The following is a 20657-nucleotide window of genomic DNA, read 5'->3' as shown; positions in this document are numbered from 1 at the left end:
GCCAGGCAAGACTCCCATTGGGCCAAGCCCTAACTTAAAACAGGATTACTCATGTCCTTTGCTTCCCTCGGTCTCTCCGAGGCTTTAGTCCGCGCCATCGAGGCAGCGGGCTATACCGAGCCTACTCCGGTGCAACAGCGGGCCATTCCCGCCGTGTTGCAAGGTCGCGACCTGATGGTCGCGGCACAGACAGGTACTGGTAAAACCGGCGGTTTCGCCCTTCCGATCCTGGAGCGGTTGTTCCCCAACGGTCACCCGGACAAATCCCAGCGTCACGGCCCGCGCCAGCCGCGCGTACTGGTCCTGACCCCGACTCGCGAACTCGCCGCACAAGTGCATGAAAGCTTCAAGGTCTATGCCCGTGACCTGAAGTTCGTCAGCGCCTGCATCTTCGGCGGTGTCGGCATGAACCCGCAGGTTCAGGCCATGGCCCGTGGCGTGGATGTGCTGGTGGCCTGCCCTGGCCGCCTGCTCGACCTGGCCGGCCAAGGCAGCGTCGACCTGTCCCACGTGGAAATCCTCGTGCTGGACGAAGCCGACCGCATGCTCGACATGGGTTTCGTCCATGACGTGAAGAAAGTGCTGGCACGTCTGCCAGCCAAGCGCCAGAACCTGCTGTTCTCGGCGACCTTCTCCAAGGACATCACCGACCTCGCCGGCAAGCTCCTGCACAACCCGGAGCGCATCGAAGTCACGCCGCCGAACACCACGGTCGAGCGTATCGAACAGCGTGTGTTCCGCCTGGCCGCCAGCCACAAGCGTTCGCTGCTGGCGCACCTGATCACCGCCGGCGCCTGGGAACAGGTGCTGGTGTTCACCCGCACCAAGCACGGCGCCAACCGCCTGGCCGAGTACCTGGACAAACACGGCCTGAGCGCCGTCGCGATCCACGGCAACAAGAGCCAGAACGCCCGCACCAAAGCCCTGGCCGACTTCAAGGCCGGCGAAGTGCGCATCCTGGTCGCCACCGACATCGCCGCCCGCGGCCTGGACATCGACCAGTTGCCCCACGTGGTCAACTTCGAGTTGCCAAATGTGGATGAAGACTACGTGCACCGTATCGGCCGTACTGGCCGCGCCGGTCGTTCGGGCGAGGCGATTTCGCTGGTAGCCCCGGACGAAGAAAAACTGCTGAAAAGCATCGAACGCATGACCCGTCAGAAAATCGCCGACGGCGACCTGATGGGCTTCGATGCCAGCGCCGTGGAAGCCGAGAAACCAGAAGTGCGCGAGCGTCCGGACATGCGTAACCCGCGCAATCCACGTGGCCCACGCGGCGACGGTCCGAACGGCAGCGGTGGCGGCGGCGGTCGCAAGGACAAAGGCAAGGACAAGGGCAAGGAAAAACCGGCCGGCGAACGCGGCGAGCGCCCTGCCCGTCAGCAAAAGCCCCGCGAAGGTACTCCGGCCCGTGAACAGCGTCAGCCGAGCCAAGCACCACGCGTCGCCGCTGACCGTGCCCCGGACGAGTTCCTGGACGACGATATCGATAACTTCGGTAACCGCGTCGACTACGTGCCGCAGCAGAAACCGGCCCAAGGCCGTGGGCGCCGTCCGGGTGCTCCGGCACAAGGCACCGCCGCCAGTTCGGGCGCTCCACGCTCCGGCAAACCACAAGGTCGCCAGAGCGGTCCGCGCAACAGCGATGGCGCCAGCACCGGCACCCCACCGGCCAAGCGTAGCGGCCCTCGCAGTGGCGCACCGCGCGACGGCCAGGCCCGCCGCGAAGACTCGCGCAACCGCCGCCCGGCCCGTGACGACCAGCCGCTATCCGAGCCGGCCGTGCAGAACCCGCGTGGCCCGGCGCCGAAGATCATGCACAAGGAATCGAAGGCCGACCGCTTCCCGACACCTGAGCAACTGGATCAACTGCCGAGCCGTCCTCGTGGTGAGAAACCAGCGCTGCTGACCCGCAATCGCTGAGTTATCGCTGCAATAAAAAATGCCCCTGATCGCGAGATCAGGGGCATTTTTTTATGGCTGATGAAATCCTGTAGGAGCGAGCCTGCTCGCGATGGTCGTCAACGATAACGCTGCAAGCTTGATGCTCTGCGGCGCTCTCAGGTTTTTCGCGAGCAGGCTCGCTCCTACCGTCTCAGCATTACTTCGCTTTAACACCTTCAAACGAAATGTACAGATCAACCGCGTCGGACTGTGGGCCCAGGTCCATCATCTTGCCGAAATCGGAACGCTTGATGCTGGTAGTGCCCTCGAAGCCTGCACGGTAGCCGCCCCATGGATCCTTGCCTTCACCCAGGAAAGTGGCCTTGATCACGACTGGCTTGGTTACGCCAGCAATAGTCAGGTCGCCGGCCACGTCGGCCGTGTCTTTGCCAGCGGCGTTTTTACCGGTGGCCTTGACGCTGGTGGACACGAACGTGGCCTTAGGGAAATCAGCCACTTTCAGGAAGTCTTTGCTGGAGACGTGCTTGTCACGTTCGGCGTTGTTGGTGAAGACGCTGGCAGTGTTCACGTTGAACTCGATCTTGCTGTCTTCAGGCTTGGCAGCGTCGAAGCTGAACTTGCCGTCCATGGTCTTGAAGGTACCGGTGATGAAGCTGTAGCCCAGGTGGCTGATCTTGAAGTTGACGAAGGCGTGCTGGCCTGTTGTGTCTACAACGTAGTCAGCCGCCATCACGTTGGCGGACAGCAGAGCGGAACCGATTGCCAGAGCGGCGAGGGTCTTTTTCAACATGCTTTGTTTTCCTTGGGAGTCGAGGTTGAACTTCAGGCTTTGCGACCCAGCATTCGCTTGAGGGTCGCATCACGATCGATAAAGTGGTGCTTCAATGCTGCCAACGCATGGAGGCCGGAAAAAATTACCAGCACCCACGCCAGATAGAGGTGAATCGCACCGGCGTTATCTGCCTGGTCCGGCAGTCCCGAAACCAGGGCAGGCACTTCAAACCAGTCAAACACCGGAATCCCGGCACCTTCTGCGGTGGAAATCAGGTAACCGGCAACCATCACGGCGAACAGACAGAAATACAGAAAGGCATGACCGAACATGGCACCCAGGCGCGTCATGCGGCTGTAACTGGCCAATGCCGGTGGTGGCGGGCTGATGAAACGCCACAACACCCGCAGCACCATGACCCCCAGCAAGATCAAACCAATGCTCTTGTGCAGATCCGGCCCGTCCTTGCGCCACGGGTCGTAATAGCCGAGACCGACCATCCACAGCCCGAGGGCGAACAAACCGAACACGGCCAGCGCCACGCCCCAGTGCATGATGATGCTGACCCAGCCGTAGCGGGAGGTCGAGTTACGTAGCTGCATTGCCTAGATCCCTGTAAGTGCTGGCCCAAGACTATCGGGTTATCTATCGAATTAAAGCCGAAAATTTCGCTTTGAAATATCGAGAAATACGATCAAGAGTCTGAAACAGGCGAGTTAAGGAAAGATTAAAGTCGAAAGTGTTAGAAAAAATGAATACAAACCGAAGAACACCTGTACCAAATGTTTTATTCGATTTTAGACCCCGGCTTTCTTCAGGCAAAAAAAACGCGGCATTTACGCCGCGTTCTTTTTGTCCCAGGGCTTACTACGCCTTGGCATCCATCGCCGGAGTCGCCGCAGGTTTAGCTGCTGGCTTCTTCACCGGCTCGGTTTTCTTGGCCGGTGCCTTGACCGGGGCTTTTTTCGCCTCAGTCTTGGCAGCCGGTTTTGCCGGAGCCTTTTTGGCCGGCTCGGTTTTTACCGGGGTCGCAGGCTTCAGTGCTTCCACCGGGGCCGGTGCGACTGCCGGGGCTGGCGCCGGAGCAGGCACTGGCGGTGCAACCGGCTCAGGTGCCTTGACCAGCTCTGGCTTCTTCTCGTCATCGGAGCCGCCGAACAGGTTGCTGAAGAAATTGCCTTTCTTCGCCGCCACCGCACCAGCGCCCGCCGCCGCGGCGGCCGGGACCACTTTCGCCGGTTCGAACGACTTGCCCGCCGCCAGGTCTTCAACCTGGCTGGCCGCACGCTGACCAGTGCGTAGCGCGCCTTCCAGGGTGCCCGGATACAGGGTGTCGGTGTGTTCGCCAGCGAAGGTTACGCGCTGAATCGGGCGTTCCCACAGGCGCCAGAACTTGCTGATCTGGCCCGGGCCGAAGGCCAGGTAGGCGCCGCCAGTCGACGGGTCGGTGCTGTAGCGACGGATTTCATAACCGGTGAACGAACCGCGAGCCTGTGGATAGAACGCATGCAGGCGAATCAACACCTGATCGACCATCTGCTTGTCGCCGAACGCCTGCATCACTCGTGCATTGTCGCCGGACAGGTTGATCACCACATTGGCACCGCCCTTCAGGGCAGGCTCGATCCACAACATGCCCAGGCCGGTGTTGCTGTAGATCTCGCCAGACATGCGCGCCTTGGATTCCCACACCGGCGTCTTGAACTTCAGCATGATCTGGTCGCGCCATCCGTAGTTGGTGCCCTTGATCGCCGCCAGGTGCTGGGCGTCCAGCGCCGGGATCATCTGGATCTTGTTCAGGGCGCGCAGTGGCACCGCCAGCACGACATAGTCAGCCTGATAGCTGACGCTATCGACTTTGACGGTCACGCCGTCCTTGTCCTGAGTGATTGACGAGACCCGGGAATTGGTCTTGATGGTTTTCAGCTGCTTGACCAGGGCCTGGGCCAGCACCGGACTGCCACCGACCAGGCGCGAAGCCCGCAGGTCACGATCGGAGACTCCGCGGTAAACGCGGCTCTGCTGCGCGAAGTACAGCAGCGACAAGCGCGAAGGTTCGTCGTAGCGGGTACGGATCTGTTGGTTGATCAGCTGGCGGGCGGTGGCCGGCAGGTTCTGCTTGTCGAGCCAGCTCGACACGTTGATCTGATCCAGCGCGTACAGAGTGTTGTTGGCGGCCGGGTTCTGCGGGTCGTCGATCGAGCGCGCCAGATCGTCCACAGTCTTGTCGAAGCGCTTGAGCGCCTCGGCGGTGGCCGGCTGCTTGGTCGCCAGGTCGGCGGCAGAGAAATACTCACCATCGATCAGATAGCCTGGGGTCCGCACGAACTCAGGGGCCGCCGTGGTGCTCAGCTTGAAGTTCGATACGTATTTGTTCAGCACCGGTTGGGCCTTGTCGTTGCCGATCCACTCGCTGGTGGCCATGCCGGAACGGCCGCCCAGGCTCGACTTGGCTTCCAGCAGGGTGACCTGCCAACCCTTGTTCTGCAGCTCGAACGCAGCAGTCAGGCCCGACAGGCCGCCGCCGATCACGATCGCGGTTTTATCCTTGGCCAGCGCAGACACGCTGAACAGCCCCAACAACACCAGCGCACAGGCGCGCAGCCAACCGACAGACATTCAGCGAACTCCGGAATCACACGAGGAAAACAGCAGTTTTTGCGAGCCAGACGGCTCAAGAACCGCGAAGGATACGTCAGCCTTCCAACACCCGCCAGCAACGTCTATCGACCTGGATAAAGTAGCTGATTCGACACAATGGGTTGTCCCCGTGGCACGCATTGCATAGGCTTGCGCGATTGTTTGTCCGCGCTGGTCACGGACCGCCTCCAGGAGAGTGAAAATGGGCCTGAATAATCAGTGGATGCAACGCGATCTCGCCGTGTTGTGGCATCCCTGCACCCAGATGAAAGATCACGAACAACTGCCGCTGATCCCGATCAAGCGCGGGGAAGGCGTGTGGCTGGAAGACTTCGAAGGTAAACGCTACCTCGATGCGGTCAGCTCCTGGTGGGTCAATGTGTTCGGCCACGCCAACCCGCGGATCAACCAGCGCATCAAGGACCAGGTCGATCAGCTCGAACACGTGATCCTTGCCGGCTTCAGCCATCAACCGGTGATCGAACTGTCCGAGCGCCTGGTGAAGATGACGCCGGAAGGCCTGACCCGGTGCTTCTACGCCGATAACGGTTCGTCCTGCATCGAAGTCGCGCTGAAAATGAGCTTTCACTACTGGCTCAATCGCGGCATGCCTGCCAAGAAGCGCTTCGTCACCCTGACCAACAGCTACCACGGCGAGACCATGGCGGCGATGTCGGTGGGCGACGTGCCGCTGTTCACCGAGACCTACAAAGCGCTGTTGATGGACACCATCAAGGTGCCGAGCCCGGATTGCTACCTGCGTCCCGAGGGCATGAGCTGGGAAGAGCACTCGCGCAACATGTTCGCCGCGATGGAGCAGACCCTCGCGCAGAACCATGACAGCGTGGCTGCAGTCATTGTCGAGCCGCTGATCCAGGGCGCCGGTGGCATGCGCATGTACCACCCGGTGTACCTCAAGCTGCTGCGAGAAGCCTGCGACCGCTACGGCGTGCACCTGATCCACGACGAAATCGCCGTTGGCTTCGGCCGCACCGGGACGATGTTCGCCTGCGAACAGGCCGGCATCCGCCCGGATTTCCTGTGCCTGTCCAAAGCCCTGACCGGCGGTTACTTGCCCCTGGCGGCGTGCATGACCACCGACGAAGTCTACAGCGCGTTCTACGACGACTACCCGACCCTGCGCGCCTTCCTGCACTCCCACAGCTACACCGGCAACCCGCTGGCGTGCGCGGCGGCCCTGGCGACCCTGGATATTTTCGAAGAAGACAACGTCATCGAGAACAACAAGGCGCTGGCGCAGCGCATGGCTTCGTCGACGGCGCATCTGGTCGACCACCCGAACGTGTCCGAAGTGCGCCAGACCGGCATGGTGCTGGCCATCGAAATGGTCAAGGACAAGGCCAGCAAGGAAGCTTATCCATGGCAGGAACGTCGTGGCCTGAAGGTGTTCCAGCACGCCCTGGAGCGCGGTGCCTTACTGCGTCCACTGGGTAGCGTGGTGTATTTCCTGCCGCCGTATGTGATCACCCCGGAGCAGATCGACTTCCTTGCCGAAGTGGCCAGCGAAGGGATCGACATTGCGACCCGTGACAGCGTCAGCGTGGCGGTGCCGAAGGACTTCCATCCGGGGTTCCGTGATCCGGGTTGATACCCGATGCAGTTACCTGTGGCGAGGGAGCTTGCTCCCTCGCCACAAATGCGATTCCGATCCAATTTTTAGAGACCCAGCATGAGACTGTCCCGCTTCTTTATCGACGCCCCCCTGAGCATCGGCGAGCACGAGTTGCCCGAAGCCCAGGCCCATTACATCAGCCGTGTGCTGCGCATGGCCGAGGGCGATGCGTTGCAGTTGTTCGACGGTTCGGGCCAGGAGTTTCGCGCCAGGCTGGTCGACGTCGGCAAAAAGCGCGTGGTGGTGCAGATCGATGAAAGCTTCGCCGGGCAGGTCGAATCGTCGCTGCACATCCATCTCGGCCAGGGCCTGTCCCGAGGCGAGCGCATGGACTGGGCAATTCAGAAAGCCACGGAACTGGGCGTCACTGAAATCACCCCGATCTTCACCGAACGCTGCGAAGTCCGGCTCAAGGACGAGCGCGCCGACAAACGCCTGCTGCACTGGCGCCAGGTGGCGATCAGCGCATGCGAGCAATGCGGGCGCTCGCGAGTGCCGGTGATTCATCCGCCGCTGTTGTTGGCCGACTGGCTGAAGCAAACGCAAACCGAGTTGAAACTGGTGCTGCATCCAGTGGCCGAACCGCTGGTGAGCCATGCCAAGCCTTCAAGCCTGGCACTCCTGATCGGTCCGGAGGGTGGTTTGTCCGATGCCGAAGTCGATCAGGCCAAGGCCGGCGGCTTTCATGCTGCCCGCCTCGGTCCGCGGGTGCTGCGTACCGAAACCGCGCCGGTAGTAGCGCTGGCGGTGGCCCAGCAGCTTTGGGGTGATTTCTAAAAAGTAAAAAGATCGCAGCCTGCGGCAGCTCCTACAGGCTGCCGCAGGCTGCGATCTTTTGCATTTTACTGCACCGGATCACTCACCGGTTTGGCAATGATCGCCTTGAGTTCGCTGGTCATCGGGAACTCGAGGTTCAAACCCTTCGGCGGGATCGGTTGCTCGAACCAGCGTTTGTAGATGCCGTTGATCTCGCCCGAGCTGTACAGATCCGCCAACGCGCCGTTGACCAGCGCCAGGAACTGCGGGTCGTCCTTGCGCACCATGCAACTGTAGATCTCACGCGATTGCTCCTCCCCGACCACCACCCACTTGTGTGGGTCATGGGCCTTGGCGCGCTCGCCGTAGAGCAGCGCATCGTCCATGTAGAACGCCGCCGCCCGGCCTGACTGCAGCATCTGGAAGGCTTCGCCGTGGTCCTTGGCGCTGATCACGAACATGTCGATCTTGTGATCGACGTTGTAGCTTTTCAGGAAGCGCTCGTTGGTGGTGCCGGCGGTGGTCACCACGTTCTTGCCGCGCAGGTCGGCGAAGCTCTTGATCCCACTGTCACTGGCCGTCAGCAACTGGCCTTTGACGTAGATGAAACCGTAGGAGAACGCCACCTGCTTCTGCCGTTCGGCGGTTACGCCGGTGGAGCCGCACTCCAGGTCCACGGTGCCGTTCTGCACCAGTGGAATACGGGTCTGCGAGGTCACCAGGTTGTACTTCACCTGCAAGTCCGGCAGCGCCAGTTGCTGCTGGATGCGCTCGACGATCTTGCCTGCCAGATCCACCGAGTAACCCATCGGCTTACCGGTGTGATCGCCCACGTAGGAGAAAGGCACCGAAGCATCGCGATAGCCCAGGGTGATGCTGTTGGCGCTGGCGATCTTGCTCAGGGTGCCGGTCAGCGGCGCTTCATTGGCCTGAACCTGACTGCCGAGCAACAGGCCAAGCGTACAAGCGAGCAACGTGATTTTTTGCATTGTTATTCTCCGTTGTGGGTGTTGGTTTATCAGACGCGTGCAGCGATGACGGTGATTTCCACCAGCACCTGCGGGCGGGCCAGTTCGGCCTGCACGGTGGTGCGGCTCGGCGCCTGCCCCGGCGACAGCCAGGCCGACCAGACCTCGTTCATCGCGGCGAAATCCGTGGTGATGTTCTTCAGGTAAATGGTCGCGCTGAGCAGATGATCCTTGTCGCTGCCCGCCTCGGCCAGCAAGGTATCGATTTTCGCCAGCACTTCGCGGGTCTGGCCGCTGGCATCCAGGGCATCGCCCGGCACCTGCCCGGAGAGAAACACCAGGTCGCCAAAGGTCACGGCGCCGGACAGGCGCGGGTTGCTGTGCAGTCGGGTAATGGTCATTGCAATGTCCTCTTCAGAAGTCGGTGTTCAGGCGGCCCGGTGGTTGAAACCGAGCAGGTCGATGGAAGGCTCGCGCTCGCCGATCAGCTCGCTGAGCAAGCGCCCGCTGCCGCATGCCAGGGTGAAGCCCAGCGCACCGTGGCCGAGGTTGAGCCACAGATTGCGATACGCCGTCGCACCGAGCAACGGCACGCCGCTGGGGGTGGCCGGGCGCATGCCGGCCCACTCGACGGCTTCGTCGTAGGCGCCGGCATTTGGAAAGGTGTCATGGGCCTGGCGCTTGATCAGTGCCAGGCGTTTGGGGTCCAGCGCAGGGTCGAAGCCGACGATGTCGACCATCGCCGCCACGCGCAATTGCTCGCCGATGCGGGCGTAGACGATCTTGCGGTCGTAGTCGGTAATGCTCACGTCCGGCGCCCGGTGACCGGCGCGAATCGGCACGGTCAGGCTGTAGCCCTTGAGCGGATAAAGCGGCAGTTGCAGCCCCGGCAACGCCAACAGCGGGCTGCGGTGGCCGGCGGCGATCACCAGTTGCTCGACCGGCAGCACGTGTTCGCCCAGTTCGATGGCGTTGACGCTGCCGTTGCTGTGGCGAATGCCGGTCACCGCTTGCCCGAGGAGAAACTCGCAACGGCCGGACGCCTTCAGTCGTGCGGCCAGTTGCTGGCAGAAACCGTGGCAATCGCCGACCTCTTCGTCCGGGGTGTAGATCGCCCCGACAAAGGGCGCATCGGTCAGCGCCGGTTCCAGCTGCGCGCATTCGGCCGGCGACAACACCTGCTGTTGCTGCGGGTCGGCCAGGCCCTGACGCGCATGTTCGAAGCTGCTGTTCTGGCGGAAAGTCACCAGTTTGCCATTGCGCCGCCACTGGAATCCCGCCAATCCATCGTCCTCGCGCCAGGACTTCAAGGTGTCCTGGCTGAACAGCGCCAGGCGCAGCAAGTGCGCGGCGTTCTCGCGGTTGACCGAGCGGCGGCAGGCGCCGAGGAACGACGCCATCCAGCGCCACTGGGCCGGGTCGAAGCGCGGGCGCAGCTTCAGCGGTGAATCGCCGCGCAGCATCCAGCCGATGGCTTGCCAAGGCACACCGGCGTCGGCCAGGGGCGCGACATAGCGATAGGACAACTGGCCGCCGTTGGCGAAGCTGGTTTCGCTGCCCAGCGAGTCCCGTGCCTCGACCACCGTCACCTCGAAGCCGTCGCGCACCAGCGCATAGGCCGTTGCCAGGCCAATCACGCCGCCACCGATGATGCACACACGCTGAGCCATGTCGGTCCCTAAATACGTTGTGAAGACAAGGCCAAGGTTAGAGCCAGGTGACAGACGTTGAACAATGCATAAAGATGGCAACCCCATAAACAAAGGTTATGGACTTGCCATGCGCCTTCGCCATATCGAAATTTTCCAGGCCATCCGCCAGACCGGATCGATCAGCGCTGCCGCGCAATTGCTGCACGTCTCGCAACCAGCGGTGAGCAAGGTGTTGCAGCACGCCGAGCAGCAATTGGGCTTCCCGTTGTTCCTGCGGGTACGCGGCAAGTTGCAGGCGACGCCGGAAGCGCTGGAGCTGGAGCGCGAGGTGGACAAGGTCAGTGAAAGCCTGCAAGGCGTGCGACGCCTGGCGCAGAGCCTGCGCCGTGAACCCGGCCACAGCCTGCGCATCGGTGCCACCCCGGCACTGGCCCTGTCATTGCTGCCGCCGGCCATACACGAGTGGACCGGGCGTTACCCGGACATCGTTTGCGAACTCTCCAGCGCCCACAGTCGCGAACTGGTGCAGAACCTGTTGATGCGCGAAGTGGATGTCGCCCTGACCCTGCAACGCCCGGATCACCCGGGGCTCAAGGCCCAGGCGCTGGCGTCCGGCGTGCTGGTGGCGCTGGCGCCGAGTGGTTACTGGCCTCAGGAAGAGGCAGGTAAACCGTTGCCGCTGATGGCGCTGGCGGATGCGCCGCTGATCGGTTTATCCAGCGCTGATCCGCTGGCCGCGCGACTCGACAGTTACCTGGAAGCGGTCGAACCGCCGCCGCGGGTACGCATCGCCGTGCAAACCTACTCACTGGCACGGGCGATGGTGGAATCCGGCGCGGGCCTGGCGGTGATCGATCCGTTCACCGCCCTTGGCGCCTCTTGCGCCAGCACAACCATCCGCCCTCTGGCACCGCCGCTACCCATCACCCTGTACGCAGTGACCCGCGCCGCCGAACCACCGCCCCACACCTTGAACGACCTGTTGCAGGTGTTCAGCCGTCGAGCCCGGGAGCAGCTGGATCGCCTGGTCCCGGTACAGCCTTAAAGGACATAAAAGAAAATCGCCACAAAGTGCAGCAGGCTCCCGGCGATCACGAACAGATGCCAGATGCCGTGGGCATGGCGCAGTCGATGATCGAGGGCAAAAAAGATAATCCCGACGGTGTACAGCACCCCGCCCGATGCCAGCCACGCAAACCCGACGACACCCAGCGCCGCGAGCAGCGGCTTGACCGCCACCAGCACGATCCAGCCCATCACCGCATAAATCACGATCGACAGAATGCGTGCTTCCGAACGCGGCTTGATCTCCTGCAGGATGCCGATCAGCGCCAGTCCCCAGACAGTCCCGAACAACGTCCAGCCCCACGGCCCGCGCAGGGTCACCAGGCAGAACGGCGTGTAGCTGCCGGCGATCAACAGGTAGATCGAAAAGTGATCGACCTTCTGCATGATCGCTTTCTTGCGCCCGCGCACGCTGTGGTACACGGTCGATGCGCTGTATAGCACCAGCAAGGTAAAGGCGTAGATCGCCATGCTGACAATCTTCCACGGGCTGCCGTCGAGACTGGCCAGCACAATCAGCCACACCCCGCCGACAAACGCCGCCACTGCCCCGACCAGATGCGTCCAGGCGTTCAGTCTTTCCCCGTGATACATGCGTCGCTCACCTCGAATTTCATCACCGCAACGCGCAAGGCTCAGGCTTCAAGCGTAAAAGCGCAATGTTTCCGTACGTCATGATCCCTGTAGGAGCTGCCGAAGGCTGCGATCTCTTGATTTTGATTTTTCAAGATCAAAAGATCGCAGCCTTCGGCAGCTCCTACAACGCTCCGTGTTTACCGGGCACAATTGACCGATACCAAAAAGAGTCCGCCCCATGCTGATCGATGAAGAGTTGACCCTGAAAAAACTCGAGGTGTTCCTGGCTTTCATGCGCACCGGCAACCTGGCGCGGGCCGCTGCCGAATTGCAGACCAGCAATGTCAGCGTGCATCGGGCGATCCATTCCCTGGAAAGCGCCCTGCGCTGCCCGTTGTTCAAGCACGAAGGCCGCAGCCTGACGCCGCTGGAAAGCGCTTATGTGCTGGAAGAGCGGGCGCAGAAGCTGATTCAGGACGTCGTCGAAAGCGTGCGCCTGACCCGCGAGGCCGCCGGCTTCTCGGCCGAACGCTTCAAGTTGGGCTCGCTGTATTCACTGACGGTGAAGACCGTGCCGCAGCTGATCATGGGTTTGAAGATCCGCCGCAGCGAGCTCAACATCGACCTGATTCTGGGTTCCAATATCGACCTGCTCTACAAGCTCAAGAACATGGAAGTCGATGCGGCCCTGGTGTCGCTGGACGACAGCGTCAACGATCCGGATTGCGAGCAGATCCCGCTGTTTTCCGACGACATCTTCCTCGCCACCCCCGCCGATTCCAAGTTTGCCCAGCGAACCGAAGTCGACCTGGCCGAAGTCCGCGACGAAACCTTCATCACCCTGACCCAGGGCTTCGCCACCCATCAGGACGGCAAGCGGGTATTCGAGCAGGCAGGGTTCGAGCCGAAGGTGGCGATGCAGGTCAACGACATCTTCACCCTGCTGAGCATGGTCAGTTCGGGCGTGGGTTATGCATTGCTGCCGGGGCGGATTGCGGCGGTGTACGAGAACCGGGTGAAGCTGATCCCGTTGCAGGAAAAGTACCGCTTGCAGCAGCACATTGGCGTGGTGTTCCTGAAGGCCAAGGAGCGTGATCCGAATCTGCTGGCGTTGCTGGCGGAGTGTCGGATGTATGCCAATCGGCAGGTTTGAGACCGTGTCGCGGCCATCGCGAGCAAGCTCGCTCCTACAGGAACTGCGCTGTCCTTGTAGGAGCCGGCTTGCCGGCGAAGACGTCAGATCAGACAACTCAGGATTTGCGGCTACCCGACAATCCCGCGAACAATGAAGAACAGCAGCGAAGGCCCCAGCAGACAGCCCAGCCCGGTGTGGAAGGTCGCGGTCAGCGCGCCATAAGGCACCAGGCGCCGATCCGTCGCCGCCAAACCGGCGGTCACGCCGCTCACGGTGCCGGCCAGCCCGCCGAACACCATCGCCGAACGCGGGTTATCCAGGCCCATCCAGCGCGCCGCCATTGGCGTGCCGACCATCACCAGAATCGCCTTGATCAGGCCGGTGGCAATCGACAGCGCCATCACATCCGAAGTCGCACCGATTGCCGCACCGGTCACCGGCCCGACGATGTAAGTCACCGCACCGGCGCCAATGGTGGTCATGCTCACCGCATCGCGATAACCGAAGGCCCAGGCCATGCACGCGCCGACAATAAATGGCAGCACCGTGCCCAACAACAGCGCGATCACGCCGATCAAGCCGGCCTTTTTCGCTTCCGTGGCCTGCACCTCGAATGCCGTGGCAACGATGGCGAAGTCCCGCAGCATGGCGCCGCCCATCAGCCCGATGCCGGAAAACAGCGTCAAATCCGCCAGGCCTTTTTGTCCGCCAGTCAATGTGCCGCCGACCCAGGCCAGCACCAGGCCGATGACGATAGCAATCGCCGAACCGTGGATGCGTCCGAAAGTCAGGCGTTTGGAAAGAATGACCGACACCCACATGATGATGCCGACGAAAGCGAATGCTGTGACCAGGCTGTTCGTGGCCAGGCCTTTCTCGATGAGTTCCCACATATCAGCGACCTCCTGCCGGTGCGCCAACCGGCGTTACATCCGCCGGTTCATCGGGCAAGGGTTCGCCTTTGTGGGTCCGGCTGATCAGGGCAATGGTGCAGCCGCAGACCACCACCGAGCCGATCGCCGCCAACACCGCCACCGGACCACCATGCAGCGCCGTGACCACGTTTTGTTGCGCCGCCATCGCCACCACCACCGGAATGTACATGGCGCCCCAGAAGCCGACACCCAGCTCGCAATCCTTGGTCATGCCGCCACGCTTGTGCATCCACAACCGCGCGCAGATCAGCAGGATCATCGCGATCCCGACACCGCCGACGTTTGACTTCACTCCCAGCAACACACCGAGCATGTCACCCATGATCACCCCTGCCAGCGTACAGATCGCCAACAGCGCCACACCGTAAATAATCATTGTTGTAGTCCTCAAAGTGCATTTCGAATGTTGTTTTTGTTGTTCGAAGCCTTAAGCCGGGTGATTTAAGAGTGGCGGCTTCCCTCCTCACGCATCAGCGCCTGCAAGGTATCGAGCCGTGCACCATCGAAGGCAATCACGGTGCCCTGCTCGAACACCCGGCGCGCCAGCCCGGTCAGCACCGCACCGGGCGGCAGTTCGATCTGTAGACGTACGCCGCGCTCGTAGGCGCTTTGTACCGTGCCGCGCCAGTCAACGATGCGGCACATGTTGAAGGCCAGGTCGTCACGCAAGGCTTCAGGCTTGATCAGCGGACGCGCACGACTGCTGCTCAGGTAGCCGATCTTCGGGGTTTGCAGCGGCACCTTGGCGAAGGCTTCGGCCAACCGTTGCGCAGGGGCTTCAAGCAATGGGCAATGGGACGGCACGCTCACTGCCAGACGCTTGGCCAAGCCTGCTCCGTAACCTTTCGCCAACTCCGCCACCGCTTTCATCGCCGCGTCGCTACCGGCAATCACCACCTGGTTATCGGCGTTGATATTGGCCAGATAAACCGGCATTTCTACGCAGTACACCCGGGCCAGCAATCCTTCCACCGTGGCCAGGTCCAGACCGATGATCGCGGTCATGCCGTAGCCCTGTGGATAAGCGTGCTGCATCAGTTCGCCGCGCAGGCTGACCAGATGCAACGCATCGCTGAAACCCAAGGCACCAGCCACCACCGCTGCCGGATAAGCGCCGATCGACAAGCCAGCCACGTAGTCCGGGGCCATGGCCAGCTGACGTGAAGCGGCGACTCCAGCAATCAGCAGGCAAAGCTGAACCGCCCTCGTCGACTGCAACGCCTCGGCAGAATCCAGCTGCGTGACATCTTCGCCGAGCAGGTCGCTCGCCTCGATCAACGTTTCCCGAGGCAAACGCGCCAGCATTCCGGGTTGTTGCGCACCCTGGCCGGGGAACACCAGCAAGCTGCTCATGCTGCTTGCTCCTGTAGATTCCACGGATCAGTGATCAGGCTGGCCTGAGTGGCACTTTTCAACAGGACCCGCGACGAAGCACCGGCCCATTCGCGCAAGGCAACGGCGCCCGACGGTGTCTGCAATTGCAGGTCCACGCGGCACACGGCGGCGTCGAGAACGGCCGCCAACGCCTGGGCGCCGACACGACTCATCGGACGTGGCGTACGCAGGATCAGATCGAGATCGCTGCCCGTGTGCAAAGCGGCAAATCCACTGGCCAACTCGAACCCGGCGCTTCCGCTGACACCCCAGACCCAACCACTGTCATCGAGGTACGAGCGCAGCTGCTCCAAGGCCCGCAGCGCCGGGAAATCGCGCTGCCCTTGAACATGGCAGAGTTCTTCCGGCCGCACCTGCCGCGTAATGGCAGCGACTTCCATCACCGCCGCAAATCGCTGTTCGCGCAGCGGCCCGCGCACGCCCACCGCCACCTGCCCCGCCGCGCTCAAGGCGCGACGGACCACCACCGGTTGACCAGCACTAATCGACTCGGTTACCCACGCAGGCGCATCCGTCGGCAACTGCTGCGGGGTCATGCCCCACAGCAGGTCATGGGCCAGTAGCGTGTTCACCACTGCGCTCTCAGCAATTGGCGAACCTTGCTCGATGCCGCACGGTTGGCCGCACCGAGACGACCACTGAGATCTGTACCCTTTTCAGCGATATCGCCCATCGCCTGACCCAGGCACTCAGTCACCCGCGCCAGATCCGCCGCAGTCGGCTGCTCGATCTGTTCCACTGACAAGGTTTCCCACAGCAGCCCGAGGCTGGCATAGCTGTCGATGTCATAGGCCATCGGCGGTACGCTGGCGGCCAGGGCTTCGAGTTCTTCGACGCTACGCAAGGTCACCCGCGCCGCCGACGCCTTGCCCATGGCATGCACCATCACCCCCGGATCGCGCAGGGCGATCAAGCGATTGGCCTGATAGCCGTGGGCCAGAAATGCCCCGGACATCGCCTTGCCCACCAGCAGACCAATCACCGCATGACCAGCGAGACGGGCACGGGCATAACTGTCCGCCGCGGCGGCCAGCGCCTGATGAATGCCGAGGGCTTCCTCGCGTCGACCGTAAGCCTGGCTCGGCACGTCGACGATGGCGAAAAGGGCGCGTTTGTGTGCTTTGTTCTGATCGGCGGCAATGACTTCATCCACAGCCTTGGCCAGGCCCCAGCCTTCGAGCAAACCCACTTCGCCGTTGCGGGCACGGACGAAGCGGTTTTCCGGGTCAGCCACCACCGCGATGAAACGCACAGGCTGATCGCCAAGCGCTCCGTCCGCGACCTTCAGCGAAGCCGGCAAGCCCTCGACTGCTTTCGCCCCGGCACTCAAGGCGTTGAACCAGTTCAAACCACGCAGGGAATACGGACTCATGGGCGTTCTCCTTGGTACAGATCGCGAACCACGGACGGCTCGATTTGCGATTCGGCGTCCAGACGCGCCAGGCGTTGCAGGAACAACTCGGCCTGCCGGCTGCGCGGCTGTGCAGGCAAACCCTGATGGAGCAACTCAGCCACCTGTTGGCGAATCTGTGCCACATCGTCATCCACGTAACGATCCACCAGACCACTGGCGAAACGCTGTTCACCACCGGTCAGGCTCCAGATGAAGGGCCTGTCGCGGGAATCGTATTCTTCGAGTCCGGCTTCTTGCTCGATCACTTGCGGACCATTCAGGCCAAGCCGCGCTTCCTGGGTCACCAACAGGTAGCTGCACAAGCCGGCGGCAATCGACATGCCGCCAAAGCAGCCGACGCTGCCCGCCACCACACCGACCACGGGTTGGTGCTGCTGCAAGTCGACAATCGCCGCGTGGATGTCGGCAATGGCTGCCAGGCCGAGGTTGGCTTCCTGCAAGCGCACGCCGCCGGTTTCCAGCAGCAGCACGGCGCGGGTCGGAATGCCGTTGCGGTTGTCTTCGGCGGCCAGTTCCAGTGCACCGGCGATTTTTGCTCCGCCGACTTCACCGAGGCTGCCGCCCTGGAATGCGCCTTCGATGGCCGCGATCACCACCGGCAAACCATCGAGATTACCCTTGGCGATCACCACGCCGTCGTCGGCTTGCGGCACCACACCCTGGCGCGACAGCCACGGCGACATGATCCGTTGAAAGGGATCGAGCAGTTCGCGGAAGGTGCCGACGTCGAGCAACGCCTTGGCCCGTTGCCGCGCACCGAGTTCGACGAAACTGTGCTTGTTGAGCAGAGATGCGCTGTCAGTCATGGCCAATCTCCTCGAAGCCTTGTTCCAGACGCAGGCGCACCACACCGGGCGTCGCGCCGAAATCGTGGATATCGATATCCATGGCCGGTGGCGTCTGGCCGTCGAACATCCGTGCGAACAGATGCTGCCAGCGTTGCTCGCTGCCATTGACCGAGGTCTGCACGTTGATCGTCAGCTTGCCGGCCTGACCCGGTTCGATCAGCACTTCCAGATCACCCGAGCCGACACAGCCCACCAGGGTGCGGCCGCGTGGTGGCTGCCCGGCGGGGAATTCAAAAGATAAGGTTTCCATCAAAACACTCCCTGGATGAGGCCGTCGCCAGACGCGATACGGTCGATGAACAGGCAGGCTGCGAGCAGGTCGGCAGCACCGCCGGGCGAGGCATTCAACGCGATGAGTTGTTGGTCCAGCTCATGCAGGCGGCGACGTCCGCCGAGGCTGGCACTGCCACCGGCATCGAGCACCGCCCGGGCACCCAGTTGCATGGTGTTCAGGCCTTCTTCACCGGCGCGGTAAAGCACACAGGTGTCGGCCAGATTCGTCATGATCGCCAGCAGCGCATCGAGCCGGGCGTTGTGTTCGCCATGACCGGCGGCGCGGCTGCGCAGCAGTTGTGGCAGAGCACGTTGGGTCACAGCCGGAAAACCGAGTTGCGCTTCTTCACGAGCACCGCGAGCGCCATAGCGTTGGGCGACTTGCGCACCGTGACTGAGCGGACGTGGTGCAAAACGGTCGTCGAGCAAGGCCAACCGCGCAGCACGTATCGCCACGCTATTGGCGCTGCAGGATTGAGGTTCCAGTGCAGCGGCAGTGACCAACAGGCCCAAGGCCCAGATCGCCCCGCGATGGGTGTTCACGCCGCCGGTGGTGTCGAGCATCGCTTGCTCGCCTTCGCGACCAATGCGGCCCACGGCTTCGCGCAGGGGCGAGCCGACTTCGCCGAACTCGATGGCTGCTTCAGCCATTTCTTTAAAAGCCGGCCACAACGACAACGCCGAAGCGTGCATCAGCCCCAGGTGTAAATCGGTGTGGGCGCCATTGCCGCGACGGTCGACCAGTGCCGGTTTCGGCGACAGATCAGCTTCGTCGATCAGTGCGTCCACCGCCAGGTCCGCCAGCCGTTCGGCCAGGCTCAGGCTTTTGGGTTGCAGGTTAAGTGCGTGCATTACCAGCTCCTGAACTTGGCGGGCGGGTTGTAGAGGCCACCGGACCATTCCACCAGATCGGCCACGCTTTTCGCCGCGAGCAATTCGCGAGTGGCATCGGTGCGGCGGATGCCGAGGTCTTCGGGCAAGGCGATCAGGCCTTCGCGACGCATGCGTGCGGTGTCTTTGGGGTTGTGGCGCAGGCCGATGGCGGTTACCCCGGCGACGGCGGCGATCATCGCCTGGCGCTCTTCCAGCGAGCGCGCCTTGTACAGGTAGGCGATACCTTCTTCTGTCAGCAGGTGGGTGACGTCGTCGCCATAGACCATGATCGGCGCCAGTGGCATGCCGCTTTTCTTCGCCACATCGACCGCATCGAGGGTTTCAACAAAAGTCGGTTTGCCACCCTCCTGGAAGGTTTCGACCATCTGCACCACGAGTTTCTTACCGCGTTCGAGCATGGGCTCGGCCACATCGGTGTTGCGCATGTCGAGCCAGGCCGGCGTACCGTGACGACGACCGCGCGGGTCATGGCCCATGTTCGGAGCCCCGCCGAAACCGGCCAGGCGTCCGCGCGTCACTGTGGAAGAATGACCGTCGCCATCGACTTGCAAAGTCGCGCCGATGAACAGGTCCACCGCGTATTGCCCGGCCAGTTGGCTGAACATCCGATTGGAACGCAGGGAGCCGTCGCGCCCGGTAAAGAACACGTCCGGCCGTGCCGCAATATAGTTCTCCATCCCCAACTCAGTGCCGAAGCAATGCACGCTTTCGACCCAACCGCTTTCAATCGCCGGGATCAGCGTTGGATGCGGGTTGAGCGTCCAGTTGCGGCAAATCTTGCCTTTGAGGCCGAGGGATTCGCCGTAGGTCGGCAGGATCAGTTCGATGGCGGCCGTGTTGAAACCGATGCCGTGGTTGAGGGACTGCACATTGTGTTTTTCGTAGATGCCGCGGATCGCCATCATCGCCATTAGCACGTGCACCGGCTTGATGTGCCGTGGATCGCGGGTGAACAGCGGTTCGATATAGAACGGCTTGTCCGCCACCACCACGAAGTCGACCCAGGAGGCGGGAATGTCTACACGCGGCAGGTCGCTGACGTCGTCCACCAATTGGTTGACCTGAACGATGACGATGCCGTCGCTGAAGGCCGCCGGCTCGATCAGGGCCGGGGTGTCTTCGGTGCTCGGCCCGGTGTAGATGTTGCCCGCGCGGTCGGCCATGAACCCGGCCGACAGCACGACGTTGGGAATCAGGTCCACCACCAGCCGTGCGTAAAGTTCGATGTAGGTGTGGATCGCGCCGATTTCCAGCAGGCCGTCTTCGAGCAACTGGCTGATGCGCAGGCTTTGAGTGCCGGCGAAAGAGAAGTCGAGCTTGCGCGCGATGCCGCGCTCGAACAGATCCAGGTGCTCGGTGCGCCCGACGCTGGGCATGATCATGTGCAGGTCATGCAGCTTTGCGGGATCGGCCTTGGCCAGGGAACGGGAAAGGAAATCCGCCTGCTTCTGGTTATTGCCTTCGAGCACCACGCGGTCGCCAGGCAGGATCAAGGCCTCCAGCGCCGCGACGATGTTGTCGGTGGGCAACACCACGCCGTCGGCAAGCCCTCGCACCAGCTCGAGGCGCCGCTGCTTTTCGCTGCGCCGCCGCGTCCATCGCGAGTCGGGGGATATTGTTGTTGTCATGACCACTCCACGGGTTCGCTGTCGTGGAGCTACCTTAGGAGTGTTGGTCGTAGCGTATCAATCAAGCAGAGTGGCGGATCGTTACGCTCAGGGTAATGGTTGTCAGAACTGACGCCTTCGCGGGCAAGCCCGCTCCTACAGTGGGTCGGCGGTGCACACAAAACCTTG

At 62.3% G+C, this 20657-nt stretch carries 21 protein-coding genes; 5 read left to right on the top strand and 16 right to left on the bottom strand.

Going from position 1 to position 20657, the window contains the following annotated elements; genetic code table 11:
• Positions 1-51: 51 nt before the first annotated feature.
• Entirely contained in the window at positions 52-1923 is a 1872-nt protein-coding gene (locus KGA83_RS29415; protein ID WP_108217020.1) for a DEAD/DEAH box helicase, read from the top strand.
• Positions 1924-2101: 178 nt separating this feature from the next.
• On the opposite strand, the gene KGA83_RS29405 is transcribed toward KGA83_RS29415, so the two are convergent.
• From KGA83_RS29405 to KGA83_RS29395, 3 genes are all read right to left on the bottom strand, one after another.
• Positions 2102-2695: a YceI family protein gene (locus KGA83_RS29405; RefSeq protein ID WP_108217021.1), complete on the bottom strand. Its 594-nt coding sequence runs from the start codon at positions 2693-2695 to the stop codon at positions 2102-2104.
• Positions 2696-2727: 32 nt separating this feature from the next.
• Positions 2728-3279 carry a cytochrome b gene (locus tag KGA83_RS29400; RefSeq protein WP_108217022.1) on the bottom strand — a complete coding sequence of 184 codons (552 nt, stop codon included), beginning with the start codon at positions 3277-3279 and terminating at the stop codon, positions 2728-2730.
• Between the two features lie 265 nt (positions 3280-3544).
• Entirely contained in the window at positions 3545-5296 is a 1752-nt protein-coding gene (locus KGA83_RS29395) for a flavin monoamine oxidase family protein (RefSeq protein WP_115947978.1), read from the bottom strand.
• A gap of 223 nt (positions 5297-5519) precedes the next feature.
• On the opposite strand from KGA83_RS29395, the gene KGA83_RS29390 reads away from it, so the two are divergent.
• Complete coding sequence (locus tag KGA83_RS29390) at positions 5520-6926, top strand: adenosylmethionine--8-amino-7-oxononanoate transaminase (protein ID WP_108217024.1); 1407 nt, start codon at positions 5520-5522, stop codon at positions 6924-6926.
• A gap of 81 nt (positions 6927-7007) precedes the next feature.
• Entirely contained in the window at positions 7008-7727 is a 720-nt protein-coding gene (locus KGA83_RS29385; RefSeq protein WP_115947977.1) for a 16S rRNA (uracil(1498)-N(3))-methyltransferase, read from the top strand.
• 65 nt (positions 7728-7792) lie between these two features.
• Here the strand turns inward: KGA83_RS29385 and KGA83_RS29380 are convergent, their stop codons facing one another.
• Genes KGA83_RS29380 through KGA83_RS29370 form a run of 3 tightly spaced genes read right to left on the bottom strand, consistent with a single transcriptional unit; the run spans position 7793 to position 10344 of the window.
• On the bottom strand, positions 7793-8695 hold the full coding sequence (locus tag KGA83_RS29380; RefSeq protein ID WP_108217026.1) for a transporter substrate-binding domain-containing protein: 903 nt from the start codon (positions 8693-8695) through the stop codon (positions 7793-7795).
• A gap of 29 nt (positions 8696-8724) precedes the next feature.
• Positions 8725-9075, bottom strand: coding sequence for a RidA family protein (locus KGA83_RS29375; RefSeq protein ID WP_115947976.1), 351 nt, complete (start codon positions 9073-9075; stop codon positions 8725-8727).
• 27 nt (positions 9076-9102) lie between these two features.
• Positions 9103-10344, bottom strand: coding sequence for a D-amino acid dehydrogenase (locus KGA83_RS29370; RefSeq protein ID WP_115947975.1), 1242 nt, complete (start codon positions 10342-10344; stop codon positions 9103-9105).
• 109 nt (positions 10345-10453) lie between these two features.
• On the opposite strand from KGA83_RS29370, the gene KGA83_RS29365 reads away from it, so the two are divergent.
• Positions 10454-11371, top strand: a complete 918-nt coding sequence (locus KGA83_RS29365; RefSeq protein ID WP_108217029.1) for a LysR family transcriptional regulator — start codon at positions 10454-10456, stop codon at positions 11369-11371.
• Here the strand turns inward: KGA83_RS29365 and trhA are convergent.
• Positions 11368-11985, bottom strand: a complete 618-nt coding sequence (trhA, locus tag KGA83_RS29360; protein WP_108217030.1) for a PAQR family membrane homeostasis protein TrhA — start codon at positions 11983-11985, stop codon at positions 11368-11370. The genes KGA83_RS29365 and trhA overlap by 4 nt on opposite strands.
• Positions 11986-12205: 220 nt before the next feature.
• Here trhA and KGA83_RS29355 point away from each other — a divergent pair, with 220 nt between their 5' ends.
• Entirely contained in the window at positions 12206-13120 is a 915-nt protein-coding gene (locus KGA83_RS29355; protein ID WP_090451917.1) for a LysR substrate-binding domain-containing protein, read from the top strand.
• Positions 13121-13230: 110 nt separating this feature from the next.
• Here KGA83_RS29355 and madM read toward each other — a convergent pair whose 3' ends face one another.
• From madM to mdcA, 9 genes are all read right to left on the bottom strand, one after another.
• Complete coding sequence (gene madM / locus KGA83_RS29350; protein WP_108217031.1) at positions 13231-13995, bottom strand: malonate transporter subunit MadM; 765 nt, start codon at positions 13993-13995, stop codon at positions 13231-13233.
• Position 13996: 1 nt separating this feature from the next.
• On the bottom strand, positions 13997-14413 hold the full coding sequence (madL, locus tag KGA83_RS29345; RefSeq protein ID WP_108217032.1) for a malonate transporter subunit MadL: 417 nt from the start codon (positions 14411-14413) through the stop codon (positions 13997-13999).
• A gap of 65 nt (positions 14414-14478) precedes the next feature.
• Positions 14479-15390 (bottom strand): malonate decarboxylase subunit epsilon, encoded by a 912-nt coding sequence (mdcH, locus tag KGA83_RS29340; protein WP_108217033.1) that lies wholly within the window; start codon positions 15388-15390, stop codon positions 14479-14481.
• Complete coding sequence (locus KGA83_RS29335; protein ID WP_108217034.1) at positions 15387-16007, bottom strand: malonate decarboxylase holo-ACP synthase; 621 nt, start codon at positions 16005-16007, stop codon at positions 15387-15389. Before KGA83_RS29335 ends, mdcH begins: the two co-directional genes overlap by 4 nt.
• Entirely contained in the window at positions 16001-16804 is an 804-nt protein-coding gene (gene mdcE / locus KGA83_RS29330; protein ID WP_108217035.1) for a biotin-independent malonate decarboxylase subunit gamma, read from the bottom strand. The genes KGA83_RS29335 and mdcE overlap by 7 nt, the downstream gene beginning before the upstream one ends.
• Positions 16801-17652: a biotin-independent malonate decarboxylase subunit beta gene (locus KGA83_RS29325; protein ID WP_108217036.1), complete on the bottom strand. Its 852-nt coding sequence runs from the start codon at positions 17650-17652 to the stop codon at positions 16801-16803. Before KGA83_RS29325 ends, mdcE begins: the two co-directional genes overlap by 4 nt.
• Positions 17645-17944, bottom strand: a complete 300-nt coding sequence (locus tag KGA83_RS29320; protein ID WP_007975424.1) for a malonate decarboxylase subunit delta — start codon at positions 17942-17944, stop codon at positions 17645-17647. Before KGA83_RS29320 ends, KGA83_RS29325 begins: the two co-directional genes overlap by 8 nt.
• Positions 17944-18819 (bottom strand): triphosphoribosyl-dephospho-CoA synthase, encoded by an 876-nt coding sequence (locus KGA83_RS29315; RefSeq protein WP_108217037.1) that lies wholly within the window; start codon positions 18817-18819, stop codon positions 17944-17946. Before KGA83_RS29315 ends, KGA83_RS29320 begins: the two co-directional genes overlap by 1 nt.
• Positions 18819-20489 carry a malonate decarboxylase subunit alpha gene (mdcA, locus tag KGA83_RS29310; RefSeq protein ID WP_108217038.1) on the bottom strand — a complete coding sequence of 557 codons (1671 nt, stop codon included), beginning with the start codon at positions 20487-20489 and terminating at the stop codon, positions 18819-18821. Before mdcA ends, KGA83_RS29315 begins: the two co-directional genes overlap by 1 nt.
• Between the last annotated feature and the right edge of the window lie 168 nt (positions 20490-20657).

Source organism: Pseudomonas sp. GL-R-19 (assembly GCF_019956375.1).
Classification (GTDB): Bacteria; Pseudomonadota; Gammaproteobacteria; order Pseudomonadales; family Pseudomonadaceae; genus Aquipseudomonas.
The sequence above is the reverse complement of the archived record's forward strand: the minus strand, read 5'-3'. Positions and strand labels throughout refer to the sequence as shown.